The 21,702-nt window shown below is 60.0% G+C and carries 19 protein-coding genes; 6 read left to right on the forward strand and 13 right to left on the reverse strand.

Translation table 11 applies throughout. From position 1 onward, the window contains the following. The coding region (locus ACQKPC_RS26060; RefSeq protein ID WP_427627347.1) for a DMT family transporter at nt 1-518 on the reverse strand (518 nt) is incomplete at its 3' end. 97 nt (nt 519-615) lie between these two features. On the opposite strand from ACQKPC_RS26060, the gene ACQKPC_RS26065 reads away from it, so the two are divergent. From ACQKPC_RS26065 to ACQKPC_RS26075, 3 genes are all read left to right on the forward strand, one after another. After that, nucleotides 616-1,404 carry an AraC family transcriptional regulator gene (locus ACQKPC_RS26065; RefSeq protein ID WP_008068941.1) on the forward strand — a complete coding sequence of 263 codons (789 nt, stop codon included), beginning with the start codon at nt 616-618 and terminating at the stop codon, nt 1,402-1,404. A 72-nt stretch (nt 1,405-1,476) separates the two neighbouring features. After that, a complete protein-coding gene (locus ACQKPC_RS26070; protein ID WP_038978747.1) occupies nt 1,477-1,782 on the forward strand; it encodes a PsiF family protein in 306 nt (101 codons plus the stop codon). Nucleotides 1,783-1,948: 166 nt separating this feature from the next. Continuing rightward, the gene (locus ACQKPC_RS26075; RefSeq protein WP_063341719.1) at nt 1,949-2,962 is read left to right on the forward strand and encodes an AI-2E family transporter; all 1,014 of its coding nucleotides are present in this window, start codon (nt 1,949-1,951) and stop codon (nt 2,960-2,962) included. 137 nt (nt 2,963-3,099) lie between these two features. Here the strand turns inward: ACQKPC_RS26075 and ACQKPC_RS26080 are convergent, their stop codons facing one another. Continuing rightward, the gene (locus ACQKPC_RS26080) at nt 3,100-4,374 is read right to left on the reverse strand and encodes an Hsp70 family protein (protein WP_192345911.1); all 1,275 of its coding nucleotides are present in this window, start codon (nt 4,372-4,374) and stop codon (nt 3,100-3,102) included. 297 nt (nt 4,375-4,671) lie between these two features. Between ACQKPC_RS26080 and ACQKPC_RS26085 the strand changes: the two genes are divergently transcribed. Continuing rightward, entirely contained in the window at nt 4,672-5,619 is a 948-nt protein-coding gene (locus ACQKPC_RS26085; protein ID WP_427627351.1) for a DnaJ C-terminal domain-containing protein, read from the forward strand. Between the two features lie 23 nt (nt 5,620-5,642). Then, nucleotides 5,643-5,948: a chaperone modulator CbpM gene (locus tag ACQKPC_RS26090; RefSeq protein WP_427627352.1), complete on the forward strand. Its 306-nt coding sequence runs from the start codon at nt 5,643-5,645 to the stop codon at nt 5,946-5,948. A 153-nt stretch (nt 5,949-6,101) separates the two neighbouring features. On the opposite strand, the gene ACQKPC_RS26095 is transcribed toward ACQKPC_RS26090, so the two are convergent. After that, entirely contained in the window at nt 6,102-7,229 is a 1,128-nt protein-coding gene (locus ACQKPC_RS26095; protein WP_427627354.1) for a sensor histidine kinase, read from the reverse strand. A 242-nt stretch (nt 7,230-7,471) separates the two neighbouring features. On the opposite strand from ACQKPC_RS26095, the gene ACQKPC_RS26100 reads away from it, so the two are divergent. Further along, nucleotides 7,472-12,730 (forward strand): dermonecrotic toxin domain-containing protein, encoded by a 5,259-nt coding sequence (locus tag ACQKPC_RS26100; protein WP_427627356.1) that lies wholly within the window; start codon nt 7,472-7,474, stop codon nt 12,728-12,730. 68 nt (nt 12,731-12,798) lie between these two features. Here the strand turns inward: ACQKPC_RS26100 and ureC are convergent, their stop codons facing one another. From ureC to urtB, 10 genes are all read right to left on the reverse strand, one after another. Next, nucleotides 12,799-14,499 carry an urease subunit alpha gene (gene ureC / locus ACQKPC_RS26105; protein ID WP_427627358.1) on the reverse strand — a complete coding sequence of 567 codons (1,701 nt, stop codon included), beginning with the start codon at nt 14,497-14,499 and terminating at the stop codon, nt 12,799-12,801. 127 nt (nt 14,500-14,626) lie between these two features. Continuing rightward, nucleotides 14,627-14,935, reverse strand: a complete 309-nt coding sequence (locus tag ACQKPC_RS26110; protein WP_427627360.1) for an urease subunit beta — start codon at nt 14,933-14,935, stop codon at nt 14,627-14,629. Next, nucleotides 14,935-15,468 carry a GNAT family N-acetyltransferase gene (locus ACQKPC_RS26115; RefSeq protein ID WP_007907362.1) on the reverse strand — a complete coding sequence of 178 codons (534 nt, stop codon included), beginning with the start codon at nt 15,466-15,468 and terminating at the stop codon, nt 14,935-14,937. The genes ACQKPC_RS26110 and ACQKPC_RS26115 overlap by 1 nt, the downstream gene beginning before the upstream one ends. Before the next feature lie 5 nt (nt 15,469-15,473). Further along, nucleotides 15,474-16,007, reverse strand: coding sequence for an N-acetyltransferase family protein (locus tag ACQKPC_RS26120; protein ID WP_427627362.1), 534 nt, complete (start codon nt 16,005-16,007; stop codon nt 15,474-15,476). Nucleotides 16,008-16,016: 9 nt separating this feature from the next. Further along, complete coding sequence (ureA, locus tag ACQKPC_RS26125) at nt 16,017-16,319, reverse strand: urease subunit gamma (protein WP_007907366.1); 303 nt, start codon at nt 16,317-16,319, stop codon at nt 16,017-16,019. Between the two features lie 158 nt (nt 16,320-16,477). Beyond that, nucleotides 16,478-17,317, reverse strand: a complete 840-nt coding sequence (locus tag ACQKPC_RS26130; RefSeq protein WP_427627364.1) for an urease accessory protein UreD — start codon at nt 17,315-17,317, stop codon at nt 16,478-16,480. 30 nt (nt 17,318-17,347) lie between these two features. Further along, nucleotides 17,348-18,046, reverse strand: coding sequence for an urea ABC transporter ATP-binding subunit UrtE (urtE, locus tag ACQKPC_RS26135; protein ID WP_007907370.1), 699 nt, complete (start codon nt 18,044-18,046; stop codon nt 17,348-17,350). 168 nt (nt 18,047-18,214) lie between these two features. Next, on the reverse strand, nt 18,215-19,084 hold the full coding sequence (gene urtD / locus ACQKPC_RS26140) for an urea ABC transporter ATP-binding protein UrtD (RefSeq protein ID WP_427627367.1): 870 nt from the start codon (nt 19,082-19,084) through the stop codon (nt 18,215-18,217). 11 nt (nt 19,085-19,095) lie between these two features. Beyond that, nucleotides 19,096-20,175, reverse strand: coding sequence for an urea ABC transporter permease subunit UrtC (urtC, locus tag ACQKPC_RS26145; protein ID WP_427627369.1), 1,080 nt, complete (start codon nt 20,173-20,175; stop codon nt 19,096-19,098). Beyond that, complete coding sequence (gene urtB, locus ACQKPC_RS26150; RefSeq protein ID WP_427627371.1) at nt 20,175-21,677, reverse strand: urea ABC transporter permease subunit UrtB; 1,503 nt, start codon at nt 21,675-21,677, stop codon at nt 20,175-20,177. The genes urtC and urtB overlap by 1 nt, the downstream gene beginning before the upstream one ends. Between the last annotated feature and the right edge of the window lie 25 nt (nt 21,678-21,702).

Raw genomic sequence — 21,702 nt, forward strand, 5'->3', positions numbered from 1 at the left:
TGCCATTTTTTCAGCAGGGTGCTGTAAATCGCATACGCCAGCGTGGCGATCAGCATCATCGCGTCACCCAGGTTCACCCCGTGTTCCAGCAACGCGCCAAGGCTGCCGGACGACACCACCACCAAAACACCCGCAAACGACAACACCGAGCCGGCCAGTGCACCGGCGGTCAGGCGTTGGCCGAGGCTGACAATCGCCATGGCCAGCGACATCAACGGCATCAGCGACAAAATGATCCCCATGTTGGTGGCCGAAGTCAGCGTCGCAGCGAAGTAGGCCAGGCTTTGATAAACCGCCATACCGAGTACGCCGAGGATGAAAATCCTGCCCAGATTCGGGCGGATCAACGGCCAGTGAGCGATCACCGGTTTAAGCATGAAAGGCGTGAACAGCATTGCGGCCAGCAACCAGCGGTAGAAGCCGATTTCGGCGGGAAAGATCGCGCCGACCGCGAGTTTGTTGATCACGGTGTTGCCGGCCCAAATGAAAATGGCCAGCAGGGGATAAGCGTATTGCATCGGGAAAAACCAGAACGTTAATGAAGGGTGATTATCCGCTTGTCTGAATCAATGCCTATACTTCGATCCAGACAATCTGCCTCTGATTCCGGACAGCATGAACAGTAAACACATCGACCTGCTGGATTTCAGCGAGCTGCCGGCCCCGGTCTATTTCCGTTATGCCGACTTCAACACCCATGAATACGCCTCGGCCCACCATCACCCTTGGGGCACTCTCGAGTACTCGGCCAATGGGGTCTTGCACATGGAAATCGGCAGCCGCCGCTTCATGTCGCCGCCGCAATACGCGGTGTGGGTGCCGCCCGGGACCGAGCACAGTTTCTATAGCAATCAGCCGATCAACTATCGCGCGGTCTGCCTTGCGCCGGCGCTGTGCCGTGATCTGCCGCAGCAGGCTTGCACCCTGGCGATCAGCGACATCCTCAAGGCGATCCTGAAAGACTTCGCCGCCCGCGATGTGAAAATTCCTGAGCACGACGCTGACAAGCGTCTGGCTCAAGTGTTGGTGGACCAACTGCAACAGGCGCCGATGCATGAGTGTTATTTGCCTTACGCCAGCAGTCCCGGGTTGCTTGGAATTCTTGAGGCCTTGCAGGCCGAGCCTGGGGATAACCGACCATTGGCGCACTGGGCCGCGCAAATTCACGTCAGCGAACGCACGTTGGCCCGGCAGTTTGTCCGCGAGTTGGGCATGAGTTTCGGGGAGTGGCGGCAACGGTTGCGGTTTCTGGCGGCGATCGAAGCGCTCGATAGCCAGCGCAGCATTCAGGAAATCGCCTTCGACATGGGGTACAGCACCGGCTCGGCATTCATCGCGATGTTTCAGCGTCAGGCCGGGTGCACACCTGAGCAATATCGACGCAGCCACCTCGATAGCAGGTGAACGTGTAACAGGCTTTGTCTACACTCCGAAACAAGGCCGCATCCATCGGTGCGGTAACAAGGAGAACACTCCATGAAGATGTTGCGTGCCCCGTTGTTGATGGTCGGTTTGCTGCTCTGCTCCCAGGGTTTCGCCGCCACTGCCCAGCAGAACAAAATGACCACCTGCAATGCCGACGCTACCGCCAAAAGCCTCAAGGGCGACGAGCGCAAAGCCTTCATGAGCACCTGCCTCAAAGCCGCGCCGGCCGCCGATGCCGCCAAGCCCATGACCCCTCAACAAGAAAAGATGAAAACCTGCAACGCCACCGCCGCCACCCAGGCCCTCACGGGTGATGCACGTAAAACCTTCATGAGCGATTGCCTGAAGAAAAAATAAGCATGGTGGGAGCGAGCCTGCTCGCGATGCAGGCGACTCAGTATCACGAAGGACCGCGGTGATGCTATCGCGAGCAGGCTCGCTCCCACAGGTTCGTGTTTGCTCGCTTCGGAGCCGGATCGCTGGCAGACTGCCAATCCTTTTACGTCGTTCGTTTTGAGGCTGTATGTCAGCGTTTTCTCAGCGTCAGGTCTTGTTGCTTATCAGCTGGGTCATCATTTTTGGTGGTTTGCTGCTGGTGCTCCCTCTGCGATTACTGCCCAGCCTGCTGGCCGGGTTGTTGGTGTTCGAACTGGTCAACATGCTCACGCCGCAATTGCAGCGGCTGATCGAAGGCCGCCGTGCGCGCTGGCTGGCGGTGGCGTTGCTGGGGACATTGGTGGTCAGCGTGCTGGCGCTGATCTTTGCCGGTGCGATCAGTTTTCTGCTGCACGAGGCGGAAAACCCTGGTGCTTCTCTCGACAAATTCATGGTCGTGGTCGACCGCGCACGCGGGCAGTTGCCGCCGTTCATCGACGCTTATTTGCCGGCCAGTGCCGCCGAGTTTCGCGTGGCCATCGGTCAGTGGATGAGCAAGCACCTCAGTGATTTGCAACTGGTGGGCAAGGACGCGGCGCACATGTTCGTGACGCTGCTGATCGGCATGGTGCTGGGGGCGATCATTGCCTTGCAGCGAGCTCCGGATGTGACCAAGCGCAAACCGTTGGCCGCGGCGCTGTTCGACCGTTTGCACCTGTTGGTCCAGGCGTTTCGCAACATCGTTTTCGCCCAGATCAAGATTTCCCTGCTCAACACCTTCTTCACCGGGATTTTTCTCGCGGTGGTCCTGCCGATGTTCGGGATCAAGCTGCCGCTGACCAAAACCCTGATCGTGCTGACCTTCCTGCTCGGCCTGCTGCCGGTGATCGGCAACTTGATTTCGAACACGTTGATCACCATCGTCGGCTTGTCGCTGTCGATCTGGGTGGCGGTGGCGGCGCTGGGTTACCTGATCGTTATCCACAAGCTCGAATACTTCCTCAACGCGCGCATCGTTGGCGGGCAGATCAGTGCCAAGTCGTGGGAGTTGCTGCTGGCAATGCTGGTGTTCGAAGCCGCGTTCGGCCTGCCGGGGGTGGTGGCGGGGCCGATTTATTACGCGTATCTGAAGAGTGAGTTGAAGCAGGTGGGGATGGTGTAACCCCGCCCGATCATTCCCACGCTCTGCGTGGGAATGCATCCCGTGACGCTCCGCGTCACAGCCTCAACAGCGGACGCAGAGCGTCCATGGCGGCATTCCCACGCAGAGCGTGGGAACGATCATTACAGGATTTCAGGTCAATCCATCGGGCCGTAACGCTTGGCCGCTTCAATCGCCAACCCGCTGCCGATGCTGCCGAAGATGTTCCCTTCCACATGCCGCGCATTCGGCAACATCGCCGAGACGCTGTTGCGCAGCGCCGGGATTCCGCTCGAACCGCCGGTGAAGAACACGGTGTCCACCTGATCGACCCGCACATTGGCGTCTGCCAGCAATTGGGTCACGCTGTTGCGCACCCGCTCCAGCAGATTGTCGATGGCCGATTCGAACAGTGCCCGGCTCAGTTCCACGCTCAAACCCGGCTCGATCCGATCCAGTGGCACATGGCGGCTGTCGGCGTGGGTCAATTGAATCTTGGTTTCTTCCACTTCCATGGCTAGCCAGTGGCCGGCGCGCTGGTCGATCAGTTTGAACAGGCGATCGATGCCGCCGGTGTCTTCGATGTCGTAACGCATGCTGCCCAAGGCCAGGGTCGACTTCTGCGAGTACACCGAGTTGATGGTGTGCCAGGTCGCCAGGTTCATGTGGTGGCTGGTCGGCATATAGGCGCCGCTCTTCATCCGGCTGCCGTAGCCAAATAGCGGCATCAGGCCTTGCAGGCTCAGCTGCTTGTCGAAATCGGTCCCGCCGATATGCACGCCACCGGTGGCGAGAATGTCGTCGTGACGGTTGTCGTGGTTGCGGCGCTCAGGCGACAGGCGCACCAGCGAGAAGTCCGAGGTACCACCGCCGATGTCCACAATCAGGACAAGCTCTTCTTTTTCGATGGTCGACTCATAGTCGAATGCCGCCGCAATCGGTTCGTACTGGAACGAGACATCCTTGAAACCGATGGCGCGGGCCACGTCTACCAGGGTGTTTTCTGCTTCCTGGTCGGCCATTTCATCGTCATCGACGAAAAACACTGGCCGGCCCAGCACCACTTCCTCGAATTCCCGACCGGCAGCGGCTTCGGCACGCTTCTTCAACTGGCCGATGAACAGGCCGAGCAGGTCCTTGAACGGCATCGCCGTGCCGAGGACGCTGGTGTCGTGCTTGATCAGTTTGGAACCCAGCAGGCTCTTGAGCGAGCGCATCAGCCGGCCTTCATAGCCTTCCAGGTACTCGTGCAGCGCCAGCCGGCCGTACACCGGGCGGCGTTCTTCCATATTGAAGAAGACCACCGAGGGCAGGGTGATCTTGTCGTCCTCCAGCGCGATCAGCGTTTCCATGCCGGGGCGCAGCCAGCCGACGGTGGAGTTGGATGTGCCGAAGTCGATACCACAGGCACGGGCTGGAGATGCGTTTTTCATGTCTTTCAAGTTCCGGTTAAAAAACGGCCGCGCAGTGTATGTCAGTGCGGCGAAGATTCGTAGGCCGACTATCCGTTAAATCGCAGCGCTCAGCGCTTGAAAGATGCCCAATCACCCCCAAACTTCCCTGCATAGACTTGGCAACCCCTGGGGCGACTGCAAGAACCGCGCCCTGCTGCCGATAAACTTCTGATGCGCTGCCCGGTCACAACCTTGAGATCGGTCAATCCAAACGCTGCAAACAAGAGCATGCTGTGCCTGGCTGCGCGATTTCGATAATGGATGGTGATTCCCTCGATGGACTTCAAAGACTATTACAAGATTCTCGGTGTGGAGCCGACCGCGGACGATAAGGCGATCAAGGCCGCCTATCGAAAGCTGGCGCGCAAATACCACCCCGATGTCAGCAAGGAAAAGGACGCCGAGGCCAAATTCAAGGACGCTTCGGAAGCCTATGAAGCGCTGAAAAGCGCCGACAAGCGCGCCGAATACGACGACTTGCGCAAATACGGCCACCACGGTCAGCCCTTTCAGGGCCCACCGGGTTGGCAGAGCCGCGGTGGTTTCGGGGGTGGTGGTCAGGACACGGGCGATTTCTCGGACTTTTTCAGTTCGATCTTCGGCAACCGTGGTCCGGGTTTCAGTGGTGGTGGACGGTCGGGCCATAGTGCCGGGCGTCGAGGGCAAGACGTGGAAATGGAATTACCGGTTTTTCTGGAAGAAACCCTCTCGACCGAATCGAAGAAGGTCAGCTTCCAGGTGCCGCATTACAACGCTGCCGGCCAGCATGTCAGCAACACCAGCAAAAGCCTGAACGTGAAGATCCCCGCTGGCGTGACCGACGGTGAGCGCATCCGCCTCAAGGGCCAAGGCGCTCCGGGCATCGGTGGCGGAGCCAATGGCGATTTGTACCTGACCATCCGTTTTGCGCCGCACCCCAAATTCGACGTCGAAGGCGAGAACCTGATCATCACCTTGCCGCTGGCTCCGTGGGAGCTGGCGCTGGGGACCGAAGTCGCGGTGCCGACCCTGACCGGCAAGATCAACCTCAAGGTTCCGGCCGGCAGCCAGAATGGCCAGCGCATGCGCGCCAAGGGCCACGGCCTGCTGCACAAGGCTGGTCACCGTGGCTATCTGTTCGTGCAGCTCAAGGCAGTGATGCCGAAAAAACTCGATCATGACGTCAAGGCGTTGTGGGAAGAGCTGGCGAAAAAAGCCGCTTTCGATCCGCGAGAGAACTTTTGATTCAGAGATAGGAGTAGCCAATCATGAGCGACCCTGTGATCGTTCTATTGGACCTGGCAGAATTCTGTGAGGCAACCGAGCTGTCGGAGGTGCACGTGATTGAGATCGTTGAGCACGGCATCCTCGAACCTCAGGGAGCACAGCCCAAGGATTGGCGTTTCACCGATTATGAACTGGCACTGGCCAAGCGCGCTGCCAAGCTGCGGCGCGATCTGGAGCTGGAATGGGAAGGCGTCGCCCTGGCGCTGAACCTGCTGGAAGAAGTCCAGCAACTGCGGGCAGAGAACCGCATGCTCAGGCAGCGGTTGGGGCGGTTGCTGGTCGAGTAGTCGTTCTGATGCTTCTGCATTGCCTGTCAGGTTGCTTTCGCGAGCAGGCTCGCTCCCACAGGTGATCTGCTGCGAACACAGGATTTGTGAACACCAACGATCCTCTGTGGGAGCGAGCCTGCTCGCGATGAACGATAACGCGGTCCCCCTGCTTCACCCCTTCCTGGGCAACACCACGGTAAACATCGTGCCATCGGCCTCATTGGAGCTGACGTCGATCGTCCCTTGATGGGCCTTGACCACTTCCTTGACGATGAACAGTCCCAGACCAAGGCTGGTGGTCGGCCCGTTGAGCGATTCGTCGGCACTGCGTACCAGCGGATCGAAGATCGTGGGGAGCGCCTCGGGTGGAATCGGCGCACCGTCGTTGTGCACGGTGAGCCGAACGCTGTCCGCTTCGCCCCTGAGGGTGAGCTTGACCGCGCTGTTGTTCGAACCGTGTTGCAAGGCATTGCCGATCAGGTTCTGCAGCATCTGATCCAGCCTTCGGCCATCCCACACACCTTGGGTATCGCCTTCGACGCTCAATGTCAGATCGCATTGTGGCTGAGCGGCGCAGGCCTGGGCAATCGCTTCACGCGCCGTATCGGCCAGATTTATGGGCGCCGGTTCGATCGGCAGGCTCTTGCCCAGGCGACTGCGGACCAGCTCCAGCAAATCGCCGACCATCACCGCCATGTGGCGGGTGCCACGCTTGATGTGGAGCGCACAGGTCAATGCGTCGCCCTCAAGGTTGGTTTTACGCATCAGTATTTCGGTGGACATGCTCACCGCTTGCAGCGGTGCGCGCAGGTCATGGCCAAGAATTGCCAGAAAAATGTCCCGGGAGTGATTGACCTGCTCGGCATAGGCCGCCGTAGATTCGGCCAGGGCTTCGTCGATGGCTTCGTTGAAACGGATCATGTCCTGGAAATAGGCGATGTCGGGGGTGTCCAGGCTGTTGACCCACAAGCGGATCACGCAGGCGCGCAGATGGCGGAACTCGCTGGTCATCTGTACCAGGTCAAACCCCACGGTATGCCGCAGCTCGCCATGGCTGGCGCCGGCTTCGTCCAGGCTCGGGGTCTTTTCCGGGCCTTCGCCACGGGCTTTGGCCAGCTGCTCGCTGGCGCTCTGGGGCTTGGTCATGTCCCGCGCAGCCGCCAGCAGGATCGACCTTGAATGGTCGCGCAGTGCGGTGCGGTCCATGGATTCGGCGGCAGGGGTGATGGTTTTGGCGAATTGCTCCCATTCATCGACGATGCGGTCAACGTGTAACACGATGAATTCGGAAAGGCGCATGGCGGTTACCTGAGTGCGAGACAGCGAGTCGCATAGTAGCGCTTTTGATTGCGAAAAGAAGACCGCTCACCGGTTGGCATAGGCCCGCGGCTGCGTGGTGGTATCTGTGTATTTTCGGCCACATGATTTTCGAAGGTTCCAGTGGCTTTTCAAGGGGGGGCTTACCCGATATTTCGTCTTTTGTTTTGGCCGAGGGTGAATAAAGCTGTTGATTCCCGACCTGACAGCAAGGTGATTGAACAGTGGCTGATTTGCATGGAAGCAATTCGCTGGAATCTGAAGCATCTCAAATCGAAAACAACGGCAGGCATTACAGTCGCGTACTCGGTGTTATCCCGGACTCAATCAAGCGTGCATCGGCGCCGAGGTTGAAAGCCCTGACGGAACTGGATCCACAGACTCCCGATTGGTATGGCGAGGCGCGAGCCATTGACCGCCAACAGCTTAAAGCACTGATTGAACGGCGCTGGCGCTTGCAGGCCGTGCTGGACAAGACGCTGGCTAATTTGCAACAGGAGATAAAGACATTCGCCGAGCCTCTGCTCGGTTCGTTATTAAAAGAAAACTTTAATGTGGTCGAAAACGTTGATGATTGGGTCGTGCAACTTGAAGTGCCGAGCAAGATTATCTTTGGCATCGATACCGGTGCCAGTCGCGTCCGCTCATCTACCTTGTTGGAGGCGGCATTACATAATTTCGAAACGTCTGAAACCGGGCCAGATGCATGGCGCAGCAGCTCGGGTATCTATCGCAAGAATGCCCGTGGCGTTCTTGCGCGGGTCCCGCAGATCACGTTGCCTAGGTTTGCGTCGTTATGCCGAAGTCTGAACATTGGTGAGCAATACCAGCAACACATCAAATCCATCCTGTTGCCCGCAACACCCATGGCGCAGCGAACCTTGCAGCAAGATTCAATCGCCAGCGAGAAGGCAGCCTTTCAGGTGGCGGCGCTGGTTGCCCGATTGAAGGGCGATATCAGCGATCACGCCTACGCCAAACTGTGCGATGTCTGTGAGAACCGCGCGGGTATCACGTTGTACGACCGCCCGTTGCACGCTCATCGTTTATCGCTGATGGGTTTCAGGTTGACCGGCATCGTGTTGTTCAGCGCGGTCAGCGAACCGTCGCAGATCAAACGCGCCATCGATGCCCTGACCCCCGTCACCTTGAAGTTCTGGCTGGACTGGTCGCAGCGCATTCCAGTGTTGCCAGGGCGAGAATACGAGCAATACAAACTGTTGCAGGCGTTCTTTGCCAATGGTGCGCAGGGTGTAGACGATGAACTGTTGCGCAGAGAAGATATTTACCGGCAGAGCCGTTTATCCGGTCCGCTGATCGCTTATGTGCCGGAGGATCCGCAACAGCCGTTGAAGGAATACCCATCGCTGGCCGCGTTCATGACAACCCTGCTCGGTCAGTTGCGAAATACCGGGTACCAGACCTTTTTCAGCCGATTTGTGGCACACAAAGATAAAGGGCCCTTTTTTGCCCGGGTCAACGAGCGCCTCACGACCTTCACCTGGCAGCAGCGCGAACCTCTCGACATGGGCCCGTGGTGGCGCGAAACGGCGGTCGAGAACCCCAACGCAGAACCATTCACCAATCTCATTACCGGTGAGTTGTGGCAGACACTGTTTCTCGAACGCCGCGACAAGGCCATTGCCGATGCGCGATGCATCGCCGTGCCGACCGACGACGAAGACGCCACCGCCCGCTTCAAACGCTTGACCAGCTATCTGTCGGTTGGCTGGAACCTCTTCAATTTCACCGCGATGCTGGTGCCCGGTCTTGGCGAAGCCATGCTGGGAATCATGGTCGCGCAAATGCTCGCGGAACTGGCCGAGGGCATCGAAGACTGGAGTAAGGGTGATAAGGCGCAGGCCTCGGCGTACATCAACGGCGTGTTGATCAACTTTGCGCAGTTGGCGCTCATGGGCGCCGGGCACGTTTTGCCCAGCGGCAGGCTGGCCCCGATCAACATCTCGCCATTTGTCGAAGATCTCAAACCGGTGGAGGTGGCCGGCAAGGAGCGGTTGTGGAACCCGGACCTGAAACCCTATGAACAAGCGATGGTCTTGCCGGTGGATGCACCGGTCAGCGAAGAGGGCCTGTTGCGGTATCAAGAACAGGACCTGCTGCGGCTCGACGACAAATGCTATGCGTTGATGCAGGATCCGGAGACCGGGCAGCATCGCCTCCAGCATCCGAGCCGGCCCGATGCTTATCAGCCGCTGCTGGAGCACAACGGCGCCGGCAGCTGGAAGACCGAACTCGATCAACCGCTTGAATGGGACAAGAGCCGGTTGCTCCGGCGTCTGGGGGCTTCAGTGGATAGGTTCTCCGATGAAACCCTGGAACACATATCGGTCGTCAGCGGCGTGCATGAGGATAGGCTGCGCTGGCTCCACGTGGAGCACGAAACGCCGCCCGCCTCATTGCGCGACACGCTTAAGCGCTTTAACGCGTATGCCGATGCCGAGGATTGCGCAGGACGAATTCTCGGCAATCGGATCGATGACGAATGGGCTGAGCTTGTACCGCGGTTCATGACTGAGGTGCGGGGCTGGCCCGAGGGCAAGGCCATCGAGATTTTCGACGCAGCGAATCTGTCAGGCCCGTCGATCAAGGAGGGTTTTGCCAGTGCGTTACCGGCGCATACATTGCGCATGAGCCGACAAGAGCTTGTCGCCGGAATGTTACCTGAGCGGGTTGTCGAGTTCCTTGATGAGCATGAGCTTCGTGAACTCCTTGGCCAATGGCTGGGCGGTGACCGTCAGGCGCGTATCAAGGCCACCCGAGAGCTGCTTGGCGGGCAGGCACGACAATCGCAAAGGCGACTTTTCGATTACCTGTATTCGCGTCGCGAACGCTCGGACAATCTGTTGGTGCGACGGCTCAAAAGCGACTATCCGGATCTCTCGATCAGCATGGCCGAGGATCTGTTGCGTCATGCCGATCCCGCGGACTTGCAACATTTGAACGAGAAACAACGCACGCCCCTGAACCTGGCACAACAGGCCCGACACGCGGAGCAGCAAATACGCTTGGCTCGCGCTTATGAAGGGCTATACCTCAAAGAACTGTACAGCACCGACACGACCCGGCTGGCCTTGCACTCGCTTGAGACCCTGCCAGGCTGGCCGGATGATCTGCGGCTGGAAATTCGCGAATACTCGGCTCAAGGCCGGTTATTCGACAGTATCGGCCCGGTGGACGCACCGATGCGCAAGCTGTTGATTCTCGGGGAAGACGGCCAATACCAGGCAAGGGATGCGCTCGATCAGCACCTGCATGGTGACGACACACTGTATGCCGCGGTGCTGCACGCGTTACCCGATACCCAGCGCACAACCCTGGGCTTTGATATCCACGAGGCGCAACGGCTGGAAAACAGGATCCAGACACATCCGCTGGTGCGCGACCGATTTGAGCCTGTATTGCTGGAAAACCCTGTTCTCAAGCCTTTTTATGATCCGTCCATCATGCGTCTTCGTGGCGGTATGCAAAGTTACGCGCAGCAAGCACCGCACGGTTTGGGGTTGCGTCGTCGAGCCTGTTCGCTATATCCGGGGTTCACACAAGAGCAGGTCGAGACGTTGCTGGCGGGGTTCACTCAGAATGGCGGCTCGGCGCATGAGCGTCTTACAGCGCTGGAGGTTGAGTTCAATCAGTTGAACCGGGCGCTGCAACGCTGGCTGAAATCGCCCACCGCCTCGTTTCGATTCAGCTCGGCGGGTCTGGCGGAGGGGCGGTCGCGAAACCTGCTCTATAAAACGATCAGGCAGTGCTGGCGCCGAGCCGGGCCACCGGGATCCGAGGCAGCGGGTGTGGTTCTGCCCCAGGCATTGCTGCTGGACAACATTCCAATGATGGGTCGCCACCTGGCGACCCTGCCGAAGCTGGAAGCCAACTTTGACCATGTCACCATGCTGAGCCTGAGCAATGGCGAGCTCACTGCGCAGGCTGAGCCTTTTTTGGAGGCGTTCCATCGGGTCAGGCAGCTCAACCTGCAAGGCAATCGGCTGACCACTATTCCGCAGGCGGTCAGTGACATGAGCCATCTCACCGATCTGTACCTCAATGACAACCGCATTGAACTGGATGTGCTGGCGGTCGCACGTCTGAAGAGGTTGACCCGCCTGAGGTCTTTAGACTTGAGCGGCAACCCGTTGAAGATCAACCCTGACGTCAGTCGGATGCCGGGCCTGCAGACACTGTTGCTAAGCGAGACGGGTCTGGACAGTTGGCCTGTGGGTCTGTTTTCCCAGCCGCGCCCACACAATATTCATCTGGATTTGCGCTATAACCCGATCACTCGGGTACCAGATGTCGCTCCCGGCTCATTTCGCGCCGAATTGTTGGCGCGCACATTGATCAGTCAAGAGCCGCGCTGGATCTCGCCGGACAATCTGAACACCCTCAGGTTATACATCGAGTCGGTCGGCCTGGACCCCGAGCGTCTGTATCCGCCCCGAGGCACGCTGGACAGTTTGGAGTGGTCTCAGGGGCTGACGGAGTCGCAATGGCTGGCCGCGCAGGAAGTCTGGTATGACGTTGAGGATGAGTTCGACTCGCTACCGTTCTTCAATGAAATCCGCAGGCTCACCCAGTCTGCCGACTTCACGGCCGGCGGCGCCTATCGGGTGGACTTGACCGCCAAGGTCTGGCGGATGCTCGAGGCCATGGCACAGAACAGCGAACTGCGGGTCAGGTTGTTCGCCGAAGCCGCCGCGCCCACCGAATGCGTGGACGGTGGGACGCAACTGTTCAACGCCATGGGGGTGCAGGTGTTGATCCATGAGGCCTATGCCCTGGGTCGTCTGGACCTGATCGAACCACAATTGCTGGAACTGGCGCTGGGCAAGTCTCGCCTCGATGAGATCGGCGCCATCGCCCGTCAACGGGTCGCCGCGCGGGTGGCGGCAGGCGAGCAGTTCCGGCGGGTTGACGAACATGACAATGTCACCGGCACGATCGATGAAGTGGAAGTCCACTTGGCCTACATGACCGACCTGGCCGAGCGTCTGTCTCTGCCATGGCAGGCCCGGGGCATGCAGTTTCGCAAGATCGCCGGGGTGACCCGGCAGATGATCGACGCGGCGTTCGAGCGGATCGTGGCGCTGGAGGAAGGTGATCTGCTGCCGGATCGGTTGCTTGAGCAACCTGTCTGGAAAACCTGGCTGGAGACTTCGTACCCTGATGAACTGAATGGCTTGAAACGACGGATTGACGCCACCACCGAGTTACAGGAGGCGTTGCTACGTCGGGCCGAGGCGGTTGCCCCGAAGGCGAAGTCTGCCCTGGATGTGCAGGTCAACCAGTTGTGTCGCGAGTTGGGCAACGACGAAAACGACTTCGCCGAGGGTCAGCTCATGAGTGACGATGACTACACCCAGGCGCTGGAGGACATCGATCAGCAAATCAGGCAACGGTTGAGAATACTGACCCGGCAAGCGATGGATCGGGCCCGCTTAGCGCTGTTTGGGGTTGCACACCGTTAGCAATGCGGGCAAAAGCAAAGGCCTCGACACAGATGTTCGAGGCCTTTGCTTGTGACGTATCCAGCGACTCAAAACAGGAAGTAGCGCTGAGCCATCGGCAGGGTTTCTGCCGGTTCACACCACAGCAACACACCGTCGGCTTTGACCTGATAGGTCTGCGGATCGACATCGATGTTTGGCAGGTAATCGTTGTGAATCAGATCGGTTTTCTGCACGTCACGGCAACCTTTGACCACCGCGATTTTCTTTTTCAGGCCCAACGTTTCGGGCAAACCGGCTTCCTGCGCCGCCTGGCTGATAAACGTCAGGCTGGTGGCGTGCAGCGAGCCGCCGTAGCTGGCGAACATCGGACGGTAATGCACCGGCTGCGGCGTCGGGATCGAAGCGTTGGCGTCACCCATCAGGCTGGCCGCAATGGCTCCACCCTTGAGGATCAGCGTCGGTTTGACCCCGAAAAACGCCGGGCGCCAGAGCACCAGATCCGCCCATTTACCCACTTCCACCGAGCCCACTTCATGGCTGATGCCGTGGGTGATTGCCGGGTTGATGGTGTATTTGGCGATGTAGCGTTTGGCGCGGAAGTTGTCGTTGCCTTCGCCATCCTGTGGCAGCGGGCCGCGCTGCTTTTTCATTTTGTCGGCGGTCTGCCAGGTGCGCGTGATGACTTCACCGACCCGACCCATGGCCTGGCTATCGGAGCTGATCATCGAGAAGGCGCCGAGGTCGTGAAGGATGTCTTCGGCGGCAATGGTTTCGCGGCGAATGCGGCTTTCGGCGAAGGCCACGTCTTCGGCAATGCTCGGGTCCAGGTGGTGACAGACCATCAGCATGTCGAGGTGTTCGTCGATGGTGTTGCGGGTGAACGGCCGGGTCGGGTTGGTCGAGCTCGGCAATATGTTGGCAAAACCGCAGGCCTTGATGATGTCCGGGGCATGGCCGCCGCCGGCACCTTCGGTGTGGTAGGTATGAATGGTGCGGCCCTTGAAGGCGGCGAGGGTGGTTTCGACGAAGCCCGACTCGTTGAGGGTGTCGGTGTGGATCGCCACTTGAACGTCGTACAGGTCGGCGACGTTCAGGCAGTTGTCGATGCTCGCCGGGGTGGTGCCCCAGTCTTCGTGCAGCTTGAGGCCGATGGCGCCGGCCTTGACCTGCTCGATCAGCGGTTCCGGCAGGCTGGCGTTGCCCTTGCCGGTGAAGCCGATGTTCATAGGGAACGCATCGGCGGCCTGAAGCATGCGCGCCAGGTGCCACGGCCCGGAGGTGCAAGTGGTGGCATTGGTGCCGGTGGCCGGCCCGGTGCCGCCGCCGATCATGGTAGTGACGCCGCTCATCAACGCTTCTTCGATCTGCTGCGGGCAGATGAAGTGGATATGCGTGTCGATGCCGCCGGCGGTGAGGATCATGCCTTCACCGGCAATGACTTCGGTGCTGGCGCCGACGGCGATGGTGACGTTCGGCTGGATGTCCGGGTTGCCGGCCTTGCCGATGGCGGCGATGCGCCCGTTCTTGAGGCCGACGTCCGCCTTGACGATGCCCCAGTGGTCGATGATCAGCGCGTTGGTGATCAGGGTGTCAACGACCTCTGCGGCCAATAACTGGCTCTGGCCCTGGCCGTCGCGAATGACTTTGCCGCCGCCGAATTTCACTTCTTCGCCGTAGGTGGTGAAGTCCTGTTCCACTTCGATCCACAGCTCGGTGTCGGCCAGACGGACCTTGTCACCGACGGTGGGGCCGAACATGTCGGCGTAGGCCTGACGGGAAATCTTCATTGCAGTTCCTTCATTGATCGTTACCACGCTCTGCGTGGGAATGCCGCCATGGACGCTCTGCGTCCGCCGTTATGTGACGCGGGGCGTCACGGGATGCATTCCCACGGGGGACCGTGGGAACGATCAGTTAGTCGAGGTCGCCCATGACCCGCCCGGCAAACCCGAACACCCGGCGATGCCCGGACAGGTCTACCAGCTCGACCTCGCGGCTCTGCCCCGGCTCGAAGCGCACGGCGGTGCCGGCGGGGATGTTCAGGCGCATGCCGCGGCTGGCGGCGCGGTCGAAGGTCAGGGCGTCGTTGGTTTCGAAGAAGTGATAATGCGAGCCGACCTGGATCGGTCGGTCACCGCTGTTGGCCACCTTCAGGCTGAGGGTGCGGCGGCCGACGTTGAGTTCGATGTCGCCGGGCTGGATCTGGTATTCACCGGGAATCATCAATGGGCTCCTTGGAGAATCTTGTAGTAAAGGGCCGTCGGTTTGTAGCGGCCGTTCGGGTCGCAGGCGTAGTCGGGGATTTCACCGGCGCGGGTGTAACCCAAAGCCTTGTAGAAGTCTTCGGCGGGGGAGCCGGCTTCGGTGTCGAGGTAGAGCATGCCGCGTTTGTGTTGGCGGGCCGCGAGCTCAACGGCATGCATCATCTGTTGGCCCAGGCCGCGACGACGGGCGTGTTCACGCACCAGCAGTTTCTGCACTTCGGCGCGGTTCAGCCCATTGGCTTTCTGGCACAACGTCAATTGCACGCTGGCCTGTACCTGTTCGTCCTTGACCACCACCCAGAGCAGCACGTTGCCTTTGTTCAGGTTCTCCTGGACTTCATCGAAATAGGCTCGGGCCTGGGTCGCATCCAGATCCGCCATGAACCCGACGCTGGCGCCATAACCGACGGCGTCGAGCAACAAATCAATCAAACCCTGACGATAGTGCGCAAAGCTTTCAACGTTGACGCGGCGCAGTTGGGCGGCGTTCATGGGTATCACTCCTTGTGGGGACCGGGTGGCATTGCGCCCGGGTCGAGGATCAGTTGCATGAAGGTCAGGTCCAGCCAGCGGCCGAACTTGGTACCCACCTGCGGCATTTGGCCGGTGACGACAAAACCGGCCCGGTCGTGCAGCCGGATCGAGGCGCCGTTACCGCTTTCGATGGCGGCGACCATCACGTGTTTGTTGCAGCCTTTGGCGCGTTCGATCAGCACTTCCATCAGTTGCGGCCCGAGGCCATTGCCTCGCTGGTCGTTGCGCACGTACACCGAGTGCTCGACCGTGTGGCGGAACCCGTCGAACGGGCGCCAGTCACCGAATGAAGCGTAGCCGAGTACGCTGTTGTCGCCGTCGACGATCACCAGCACCGGATAGCCCTGATCTTGCCGGGCGCTGAACCAGGCTTGGCGGTTACCGAGGTCCACGGCCTGTTCGTTCCAGATCGCCGTGGTATTGAGTACGGCGTCGTTGTAGATGTCGCGGATCGCTGGCAGGTCGGCGTGCAACGCATCGCGGATGTGGTAAGTCATGGCGCGGCCTCAGGCGATCGGTTGGTGAACGGTGACCAGTTTGGTGCCGTCGGGAAACGTCGCTTCGACCTGGATCTCCGGAATCATTTCCGGGATGCCTTCCATCACTTGTTCGCGGCTGAGCAGGGTGGTGCCAAAATGCATCAGCTCGGCCACGGTCTGGCCGTCACGAGCGCCTTCGAGCAACGCCGCGGAAATGTAGGCCATGGCCTCCGGGTAATTGAGTTTCACGCCGCGAGCCAAACGTCGTTCGGCCACGAGGCCGGCGGTGAAGATCAGCAGCTTGTCTTTTTCGCGTGGGGTCAGGTCCATCGTTTGGAATCCATCTGGGCAGATAAAAAGGTATTCGGATTTGTGAACGAGTTACCTGTGGGAGCGAGCCTGCTCGCGATGAGGTCATCACATCCAGCGAAGATGTTGACTGTGCGATCGCCATCGCGAGCAGGCTCGCTCCCACATAAAAGCATCATTCAGGTGGCCCATATTCTTGGCTGGACGGCTTCTCGCCCCAGCAACGCCGGGCGCAATAACCGCCACAAATCAATCAACCAACCACGTGCCAACAGCGCTTCACTGGCCAGGCATCGGGCGACCAAAAGCCCCGGCAACTGCGTCAGATCCCCGCGCACGTCATTGGGCAACGAGCGGCACTTCAGCAGCAATTCGCTATCAATTTCACCCGTCACCAGCAACGTCGCAAACACCGGTTGGCCGTCCAGCCCTATCGGCGAATCCAGCAAACCATCATTGCCGACAATGCGCTGGCGTTCGTGCCAGAGCAACTGGCCGTCGCGACGGATATCCAGATGCGCCTGAAAATGCCCGAGATCGAAACGCTCACCGCTGGCCGGGCGACCCAGCGCCACCACATCCCAGTAGAACAACCGCGCATCGCCCTCAAGGTCGATGCGGGTGCTGAGTTCCGCCTGAGCATCGCTGAAGATAATCGTCTCTTGCGGCAGCCACTCCAACGTAGCACCGGCGGCCACGCGCAGGTCGAGTTTCTGATAAGCCGGCCCTGCCGCGCGATACCACTTGGCGGCGCCGGGGCTGGTGATTTGCGCCCAGGCGTGCGTGCCGACGCTGGCCGAGATGTCCAGCCGGTCACCCCCGGCAATCCCGCCCGGCGGGTGGACGATGATGTGCTGACACACCTCGGGGCCTTCGGCGTACAGATGCTTCTGCACCCGCAGCGGGCCTTTGTGGCGGCGCTGCACCGGGCGTGTGCTGTCGCCGAAACGGGCGTAGCCGAGTTCCAGCTCGGCATGCCAGCTGGGGGTGAACAGCGTGATGGGGGCAGGTAAATTCATGATTTCTAATTATCGTCAGGAGGCTGCAGGTTAGATCGTAACCAGTCCACGGACACCTTCGGCTTCCATATTTTCGCCGCGCCCTTGTTGCACGATCTCGCCCCGGGACATGACCAGGTACTGATCGGCCAGTTCGGCGGCGAAATCATAGAACTGTTCCACCAGCAGAATCGCCATGTCACCGCGAGCCGCGAGCTGCTTGATCACCGCGCCGATTTCCTTGATCACCGACGGCTGGATGCCTTCGGTGGGTTCGTCGAGGATCAGCAACCGTGGACGACTGGCCAGTGCTCTGCCGATTGCCAGTTGCTGTTGCTGACCACCGGACAAGTCACCGCCACGCCGTTGCTTCATTTGCAGCAGCACCGGGAACAGCTCGTAGATGAACGCCGGGACTTCCTTGGCTTCAGAGCCGGGAAACCGTGAGAGGCCCATCAGCAGATTTTCTTCCACGGTCAACCGGCCGAAGATTTCCCGGCCCTGAGGCACGTAAGCGATGCCGGCATGTACCCGTTGGTGCGGCTTGAACGTGGTGATCGGTTTGCCTTCCCAGTTCACCGCGCCTTCTTTGGCTGGCAGCAAACCCATCAGGCATTTGAGCAGGGTGGTCTTGCCCACACCATTGCGCCCGAGCAGGCAGGTGACTTCGCCGACCTTCACCTCAAACGTCAGACCCCGCAGGATGTGGCTACCGCCGTAGTACTGGTGCAGCTTGTCGACTTGCAGCATGTTCAAAATCCTCCCCCAGTGATCGTTCCCACGCTCTGCGTGGGAATGCATCCCGTGACGCTCCGCGTCACCCGTGCGCAGGACTTGAGCCCTGCATTGTCAGCGGGACGCGGAGCGTCCCCGGCGGCATTCCCACGCAGAGCGTGGGAACGATCATCTCCACAGCTCTCAGCGACCGAGGTAAACCTCGATCACCCGCTCATTGTCCTGCACCTGCTCCAGCGACCCTTCGGCCAGCACGTTGCCTTGGTGCAACACGGTGACGTGGTCGGCAATCGAGCCGACGAAGCCCATGTCGTGTTCCACCACCATCAGCGAATGCTTGCCCGCCAGGCTTTTGAACAGCTCGGCAGTGAATTCGGTTTCGGCGTCGGTCATGCCCGCCACCGGTTCGTCGAGCAGCAGCAGTTGTGGGTCTTGCATCAGCAGCATGCCGATTTCCAGAAACTGCTTCTGACCGTGGGACAACAAGCCCGCCGGCCGATTGACCGAGGCAGTCAGGCGGATGGTTTCCAGCACTTCGCTGATGCGATCTTTCTGCTCGCCACTGAGACGAGCCCGCAGGCTGGCCCACACCGACTTGTCGGTTTTCTGCGCCAGTTCCAGGTTTTCAAACACGCTCAAGGCTTCGAACACCGTCGGCTTCTGGAACTTGCGACCGATGCCGGCCTGGGCAATCTGCACTTCACTCATCTGCGTCAGGTCGAGGGTTTCACCGAACCAGGCTTTGCCATGACTTGGACGAGTCTTGCCGGTGATCACGTCCATCAGCGTGGTCTTGCCCGCGCCGTTGGGGCCGATGATGCAGCGCAACTCGCCGACGCCGATGTACAGGTTCAGATTGTTGAGCGCCTTGAAGCCATCGAAGCTGACGCTGATGTCTTCCAGGGTCAGGATGGTGCCGTGGCGGGTATTCAGGCCGGGACCGACGCGTTGGCCGAGGCCGATGGCGTCGCGGCTGCTGCCCGCATCTTTGTTGGGCTCTACGGGGAAAAACGCCGGTTCGAGCATGAATTCAGCCGTTGCAGTGGTTCTCATTTCTACAAGCCTCATGATTCGCCCCTTTTCTTCAGCAGACCGATCACACCCTTAGGCAGATACAACGTCACGACGATGAACAGCGCGCCGAGGAAAAACAGCCAGTACTCGGGAAACGCCACGGTGAACCAGCTCTTCATTCCGTTGACCACACCAGCGCCGAGCAGCGGGCCGATCAGCGTGCCGCGACCGCCCAGCGCCACCCAAACGGCGGCCTCGATGGAGTTGGTCGGCGACATTTCACTCGGGTTGATAATCCCGACTTGCGGCACATATAGCGCACCCGCCAAGCCACACAACACCGCGCTCAACACCCAGACAAACAGCTTGAAACCGCGTGGATCGTAGCCGCAGAACATCAAGCGGTTTTCCGCATCCCGCAACGCGGTCAGCACCCGGCCGAACTTGCTTTGCGCCAACCGCCAGCCGATGAACAGGCTCGCCACCAGCAGCAACACCGTGGCGAAAAACAACACCGCACGCGTCCCCGGTTCGGTGATGCCAAACCCGAGAATGGTGCGGAAATTGGTGAAGCCGTTGTTGCCGCCAAACCCGGTTTCGTTGCGGAAAAACAGCAACATCCCGGCGAAGGTCAGGGCCTGGGTCATGATCGAGAAATACACGCCCTTGATCCGCGAACGGAAGGCGAAGAAACCGAACACCAGCGCCAGCAGTCCAGGCGCTAATACAACAAGACACATGGCCCAGAGAAAGCTGCTGGTGCCTGTCCAGTACCACGGCAATTCGGTCCACGACAGGAACGTCATGAACGCTGGCAAGCCGTCGCCCGAGGCCTGGCGCATCAAGTACATGCCCATGGCGTAACCGCCGAGGGCGAAGAACAGACCGTGGCCCAGGGACAACAGGCCGGCGTAACCCCAGACCAGATCCAGCGCCAGGGCGACGATGGCGTAGCAAAGGATTTTGCCCACCAAGGTCAGCGTATAAGCCGAGACATGAAAAGTGCTGTCCGCCGGCAACAACGACAGCAATGGCAACGCCAGCAACAGAACGAGGATTACCGCACCGACAGCAATCGTGACCTTGGGGCCGGCCTTTTGTGTGGCCGTGAGCAGCAGAGGCTGATTCATCAGTCGATCACCCGTCCTTTTAGTGCGAAGAGGCCTTGCGGACGTTTCTGAATGAACAGAATGATCAGCGCGAGGATCAGGATTTTGCCCAGCACCGCACCGATCTGCGGTTCGAGAATCTTGTTGGCTATCCCTAAGCCGAATGCGGCCAATACGCTACCGGCCAATTGACCGACACCGCCGAGCACCACCACCAGGAATGAGTCGATGATGTAACTCTGACCGAGGTCCGGGCCGACGTTGCCGATCTGGCTCAGCGCCACACCGCCGAGGCCGGCGATGCCGGAGCCGAGGCCGAAAGCGAGCATGTCGACGCGCCCGGTCGGTACGCCGCAGCAGGCGGCCATGTTGCGGTTCTGGGTGACGGCGCGCACGTTGAGGCCCAGCCGCGTCTTGTTCAGCAGCAGCCAGGTCAGCACCACCACAAACAAAGCGAACGCGATGATCACAATGCGGTTGTACGGCAGCACCAGATTCGGCAGCACCTGAATCCCGCCCGAGAGCCAGGCCGGGTTGGCCACTTCAACGTTCTGCGCGCCGAACACCAGGCGCACCAACTGAATCAGCATCAGGCTGATGCCCCACGTGGCGAGCAGGGTTTCCAATGGGCGGCCGTAGAGGTGACGAATCACCGTGCGCTCCAGCGCCATGCCGATCCCGGCGGTGACAAAAAACGCTACCGGCAAGGCAATCAGCGGGTAGAACTCAATGGCTTGCGGGGCGAAGCGCTGGAACATCAGCTGCACCACGTAAGTCGAGTAGGCGCCGAGCATCAGCATCTCGCCGTGGGCCATGTTGATCACGCCGAGCAGGCCGAAGGTGATCGCCAGTCCCAACGCCGCGAGTAGCAGGATCGAACCGAGGGACATACCACTGAACGCCTGCCCGAGCATCTCGCCGATCAGCAGTTTGCGTTTGACCTGGGCCAGGCTGGTTTCGGCGGCGGTGCGCACATTGGCATCGGCTTCGACGCCGGGTTCGAGCAACCCTTCGAGGCGGGTGCGGGCCAGCGGGTCGCCGGTTTCGCCGAGCAAGCGCACAGCGGCGAGACGCACGGCGGGATCGGTGTCGACCAGTTGCAGGTTGGCCAGTGCCAGGCTCAGGGCGGCGTGAACGGTTTCGTCTTTTTCGCCAGCCAGTTGCTGGTCGAGGAATTTCAACTGCGCCGGTTTTGCGCTTTTTTGCAATTGCTGCGCGGCGGCCAGACGGATTTTGGCCTCGGCGGCAAGCAACTGGTGGCTGGCCAAAGCGGTATCGATCAGACCGCGCAGGCGATTGTTCAGGCGCAGGGTTTTTGGTTGGCCATCGATGGTCAACTCACCTTGTTGCAGGGCGTTGATCAATTCGATACGGGCCGGATCGGGCTGCGCGGCCCAGGCTTCCAGGAGTTTGGCTTGCTGCACGGGATTGGCCGCGACGAAGTCTTCGGCGTCGCCGGCGTGGGTGGCCATCGGCAATAACAGCGCGAGGGCGAGGATGAGACGGTAAAGGGCAGTGGGCATAGCGAGTGTCCTGTATTGATCGTTC

This window comes from Pseudomonas sp. NPDC089918 (assembly GCF_050280605.1).
Classification (GTDB): domain Bacteria; phylum Pseudomonadota; class Gammaproteobacteria; order Pseudomonadales; family Pseudomonadaceae; genus Aquipseudomonas.

Coding starts and splice junctions, on each gene's coding strand:
- ACQKPC_RS26065 (WP_008068941.1), top strand. CDS start 616: ATGAACAGTAAACACATCGACCTGCTGGATTTCAGCGAGCTGCCGGCC.
- ACQKPC_RS26070 (WP_038978747.1), top strand. CDS start 1,477: ATGAAGATGTTGCGTGCCCCGTTGTTGATGGTCGGTTTGCTGCTCTGC.
- ACQKPC_RS26075 (WP_063341719.1), top strand. CDS start 1,949: ATGTCAGCGTTTTCTCAGCGTCAGGTCTTGTTGCTTATCAGCTGGGTC.
- ACQKPC_RS26080 (WP_192345911.1), bottom strand. CDS start 4,374: ATGAAAAACGCATCTCCAGCCCGTGCCTGTGGTATCGACTTCGGCACA.
- ACQKPC_RS26085 (WP_427627351.1), top strand. CDS start 4,672: ATGGACTTCAAAGACTATTACAAGATTCTCGGTGTGGAGCCGACCGCG.
- ACQKPC_RS26090 (WP_427627352.1), top strand. CDS start 5,643: ATGAGCGACCCTGTGATCGTTCTATTGGACCTGGCAGAATTCTGTGAG.
- ACQKPC_RS26095 (WP_427627354.1), bottom strand. CDS start 7,229: ATGCGCCTTTCCGAATTCATCGTGTTACACGTTGACCGCATCGTCGAT.
- ureC (WP_427627358.1), bottom strand. CDS start 14,499: ATGAAGATTTCCCGTCAGGCCTACGCCGACATGTTCGGCCCCACCGTC.
- ACQKPC_RS26110 (WP_427627360.1), bottom strand. CDS start 14,935: ATGATTCCCGGTGAATACCAGATCCAGCCCGGCGACATCGAACTCAAC.
- ACQKPC_RS26115 (WP_007907362.1), bottom strand. CDS start 15,468: ATGAACGCCGCCCAACTGCGCCGCGTCAACGTTGAAAGCTTTGCGCAC.
- ACQKPC_RS26120 (WP_427627362.1), bottom strand. CDS start 16,007: ATGACTTACCACATCCGCGATGCGTTGCACGCCGACCTGCCAGCGATC.
- ureA (WP_007907366.1), bottom strand. CDS start 16,319: ATGGACCTGACCCCACGCGAAAAAGACAAGCTGCTGATCTTCACCGCC.
- ACQKPC_RS26130 (WP_427627364.1), bottom strand. CDS start 17,317: ATGAATTTACCTGCCCCCATCACGCTGTTCACCCCCAGCTGGCATGCC.
- urtE (WP_007907370.1), bottom strand. CDS start 18,046: ATGCTGCAAGTCGACAAGCTGCACCAGTACTACGGCGGTAGCCACATC.
- urtD (WP_427627367.1), bottom strand. CDS start 19,084: ATGAGAACCACTGCAACGGCTGAATTCATGCTCGAACCGGCGTTTTTC.
- urtC (WP_427627369.1), bottom strand. CDS start 20,175: ATGAATCAGCCTCTGCTGCTCACGGCCACACAAAAGGCCGGCCCCAAG.
- urtB (WP_427627371.1), bottom strand. CDS start 21,677: ATGCCCACTGCCCTTTACCGTCTCATCCTCGCCCTCGCGCTGTTATTG.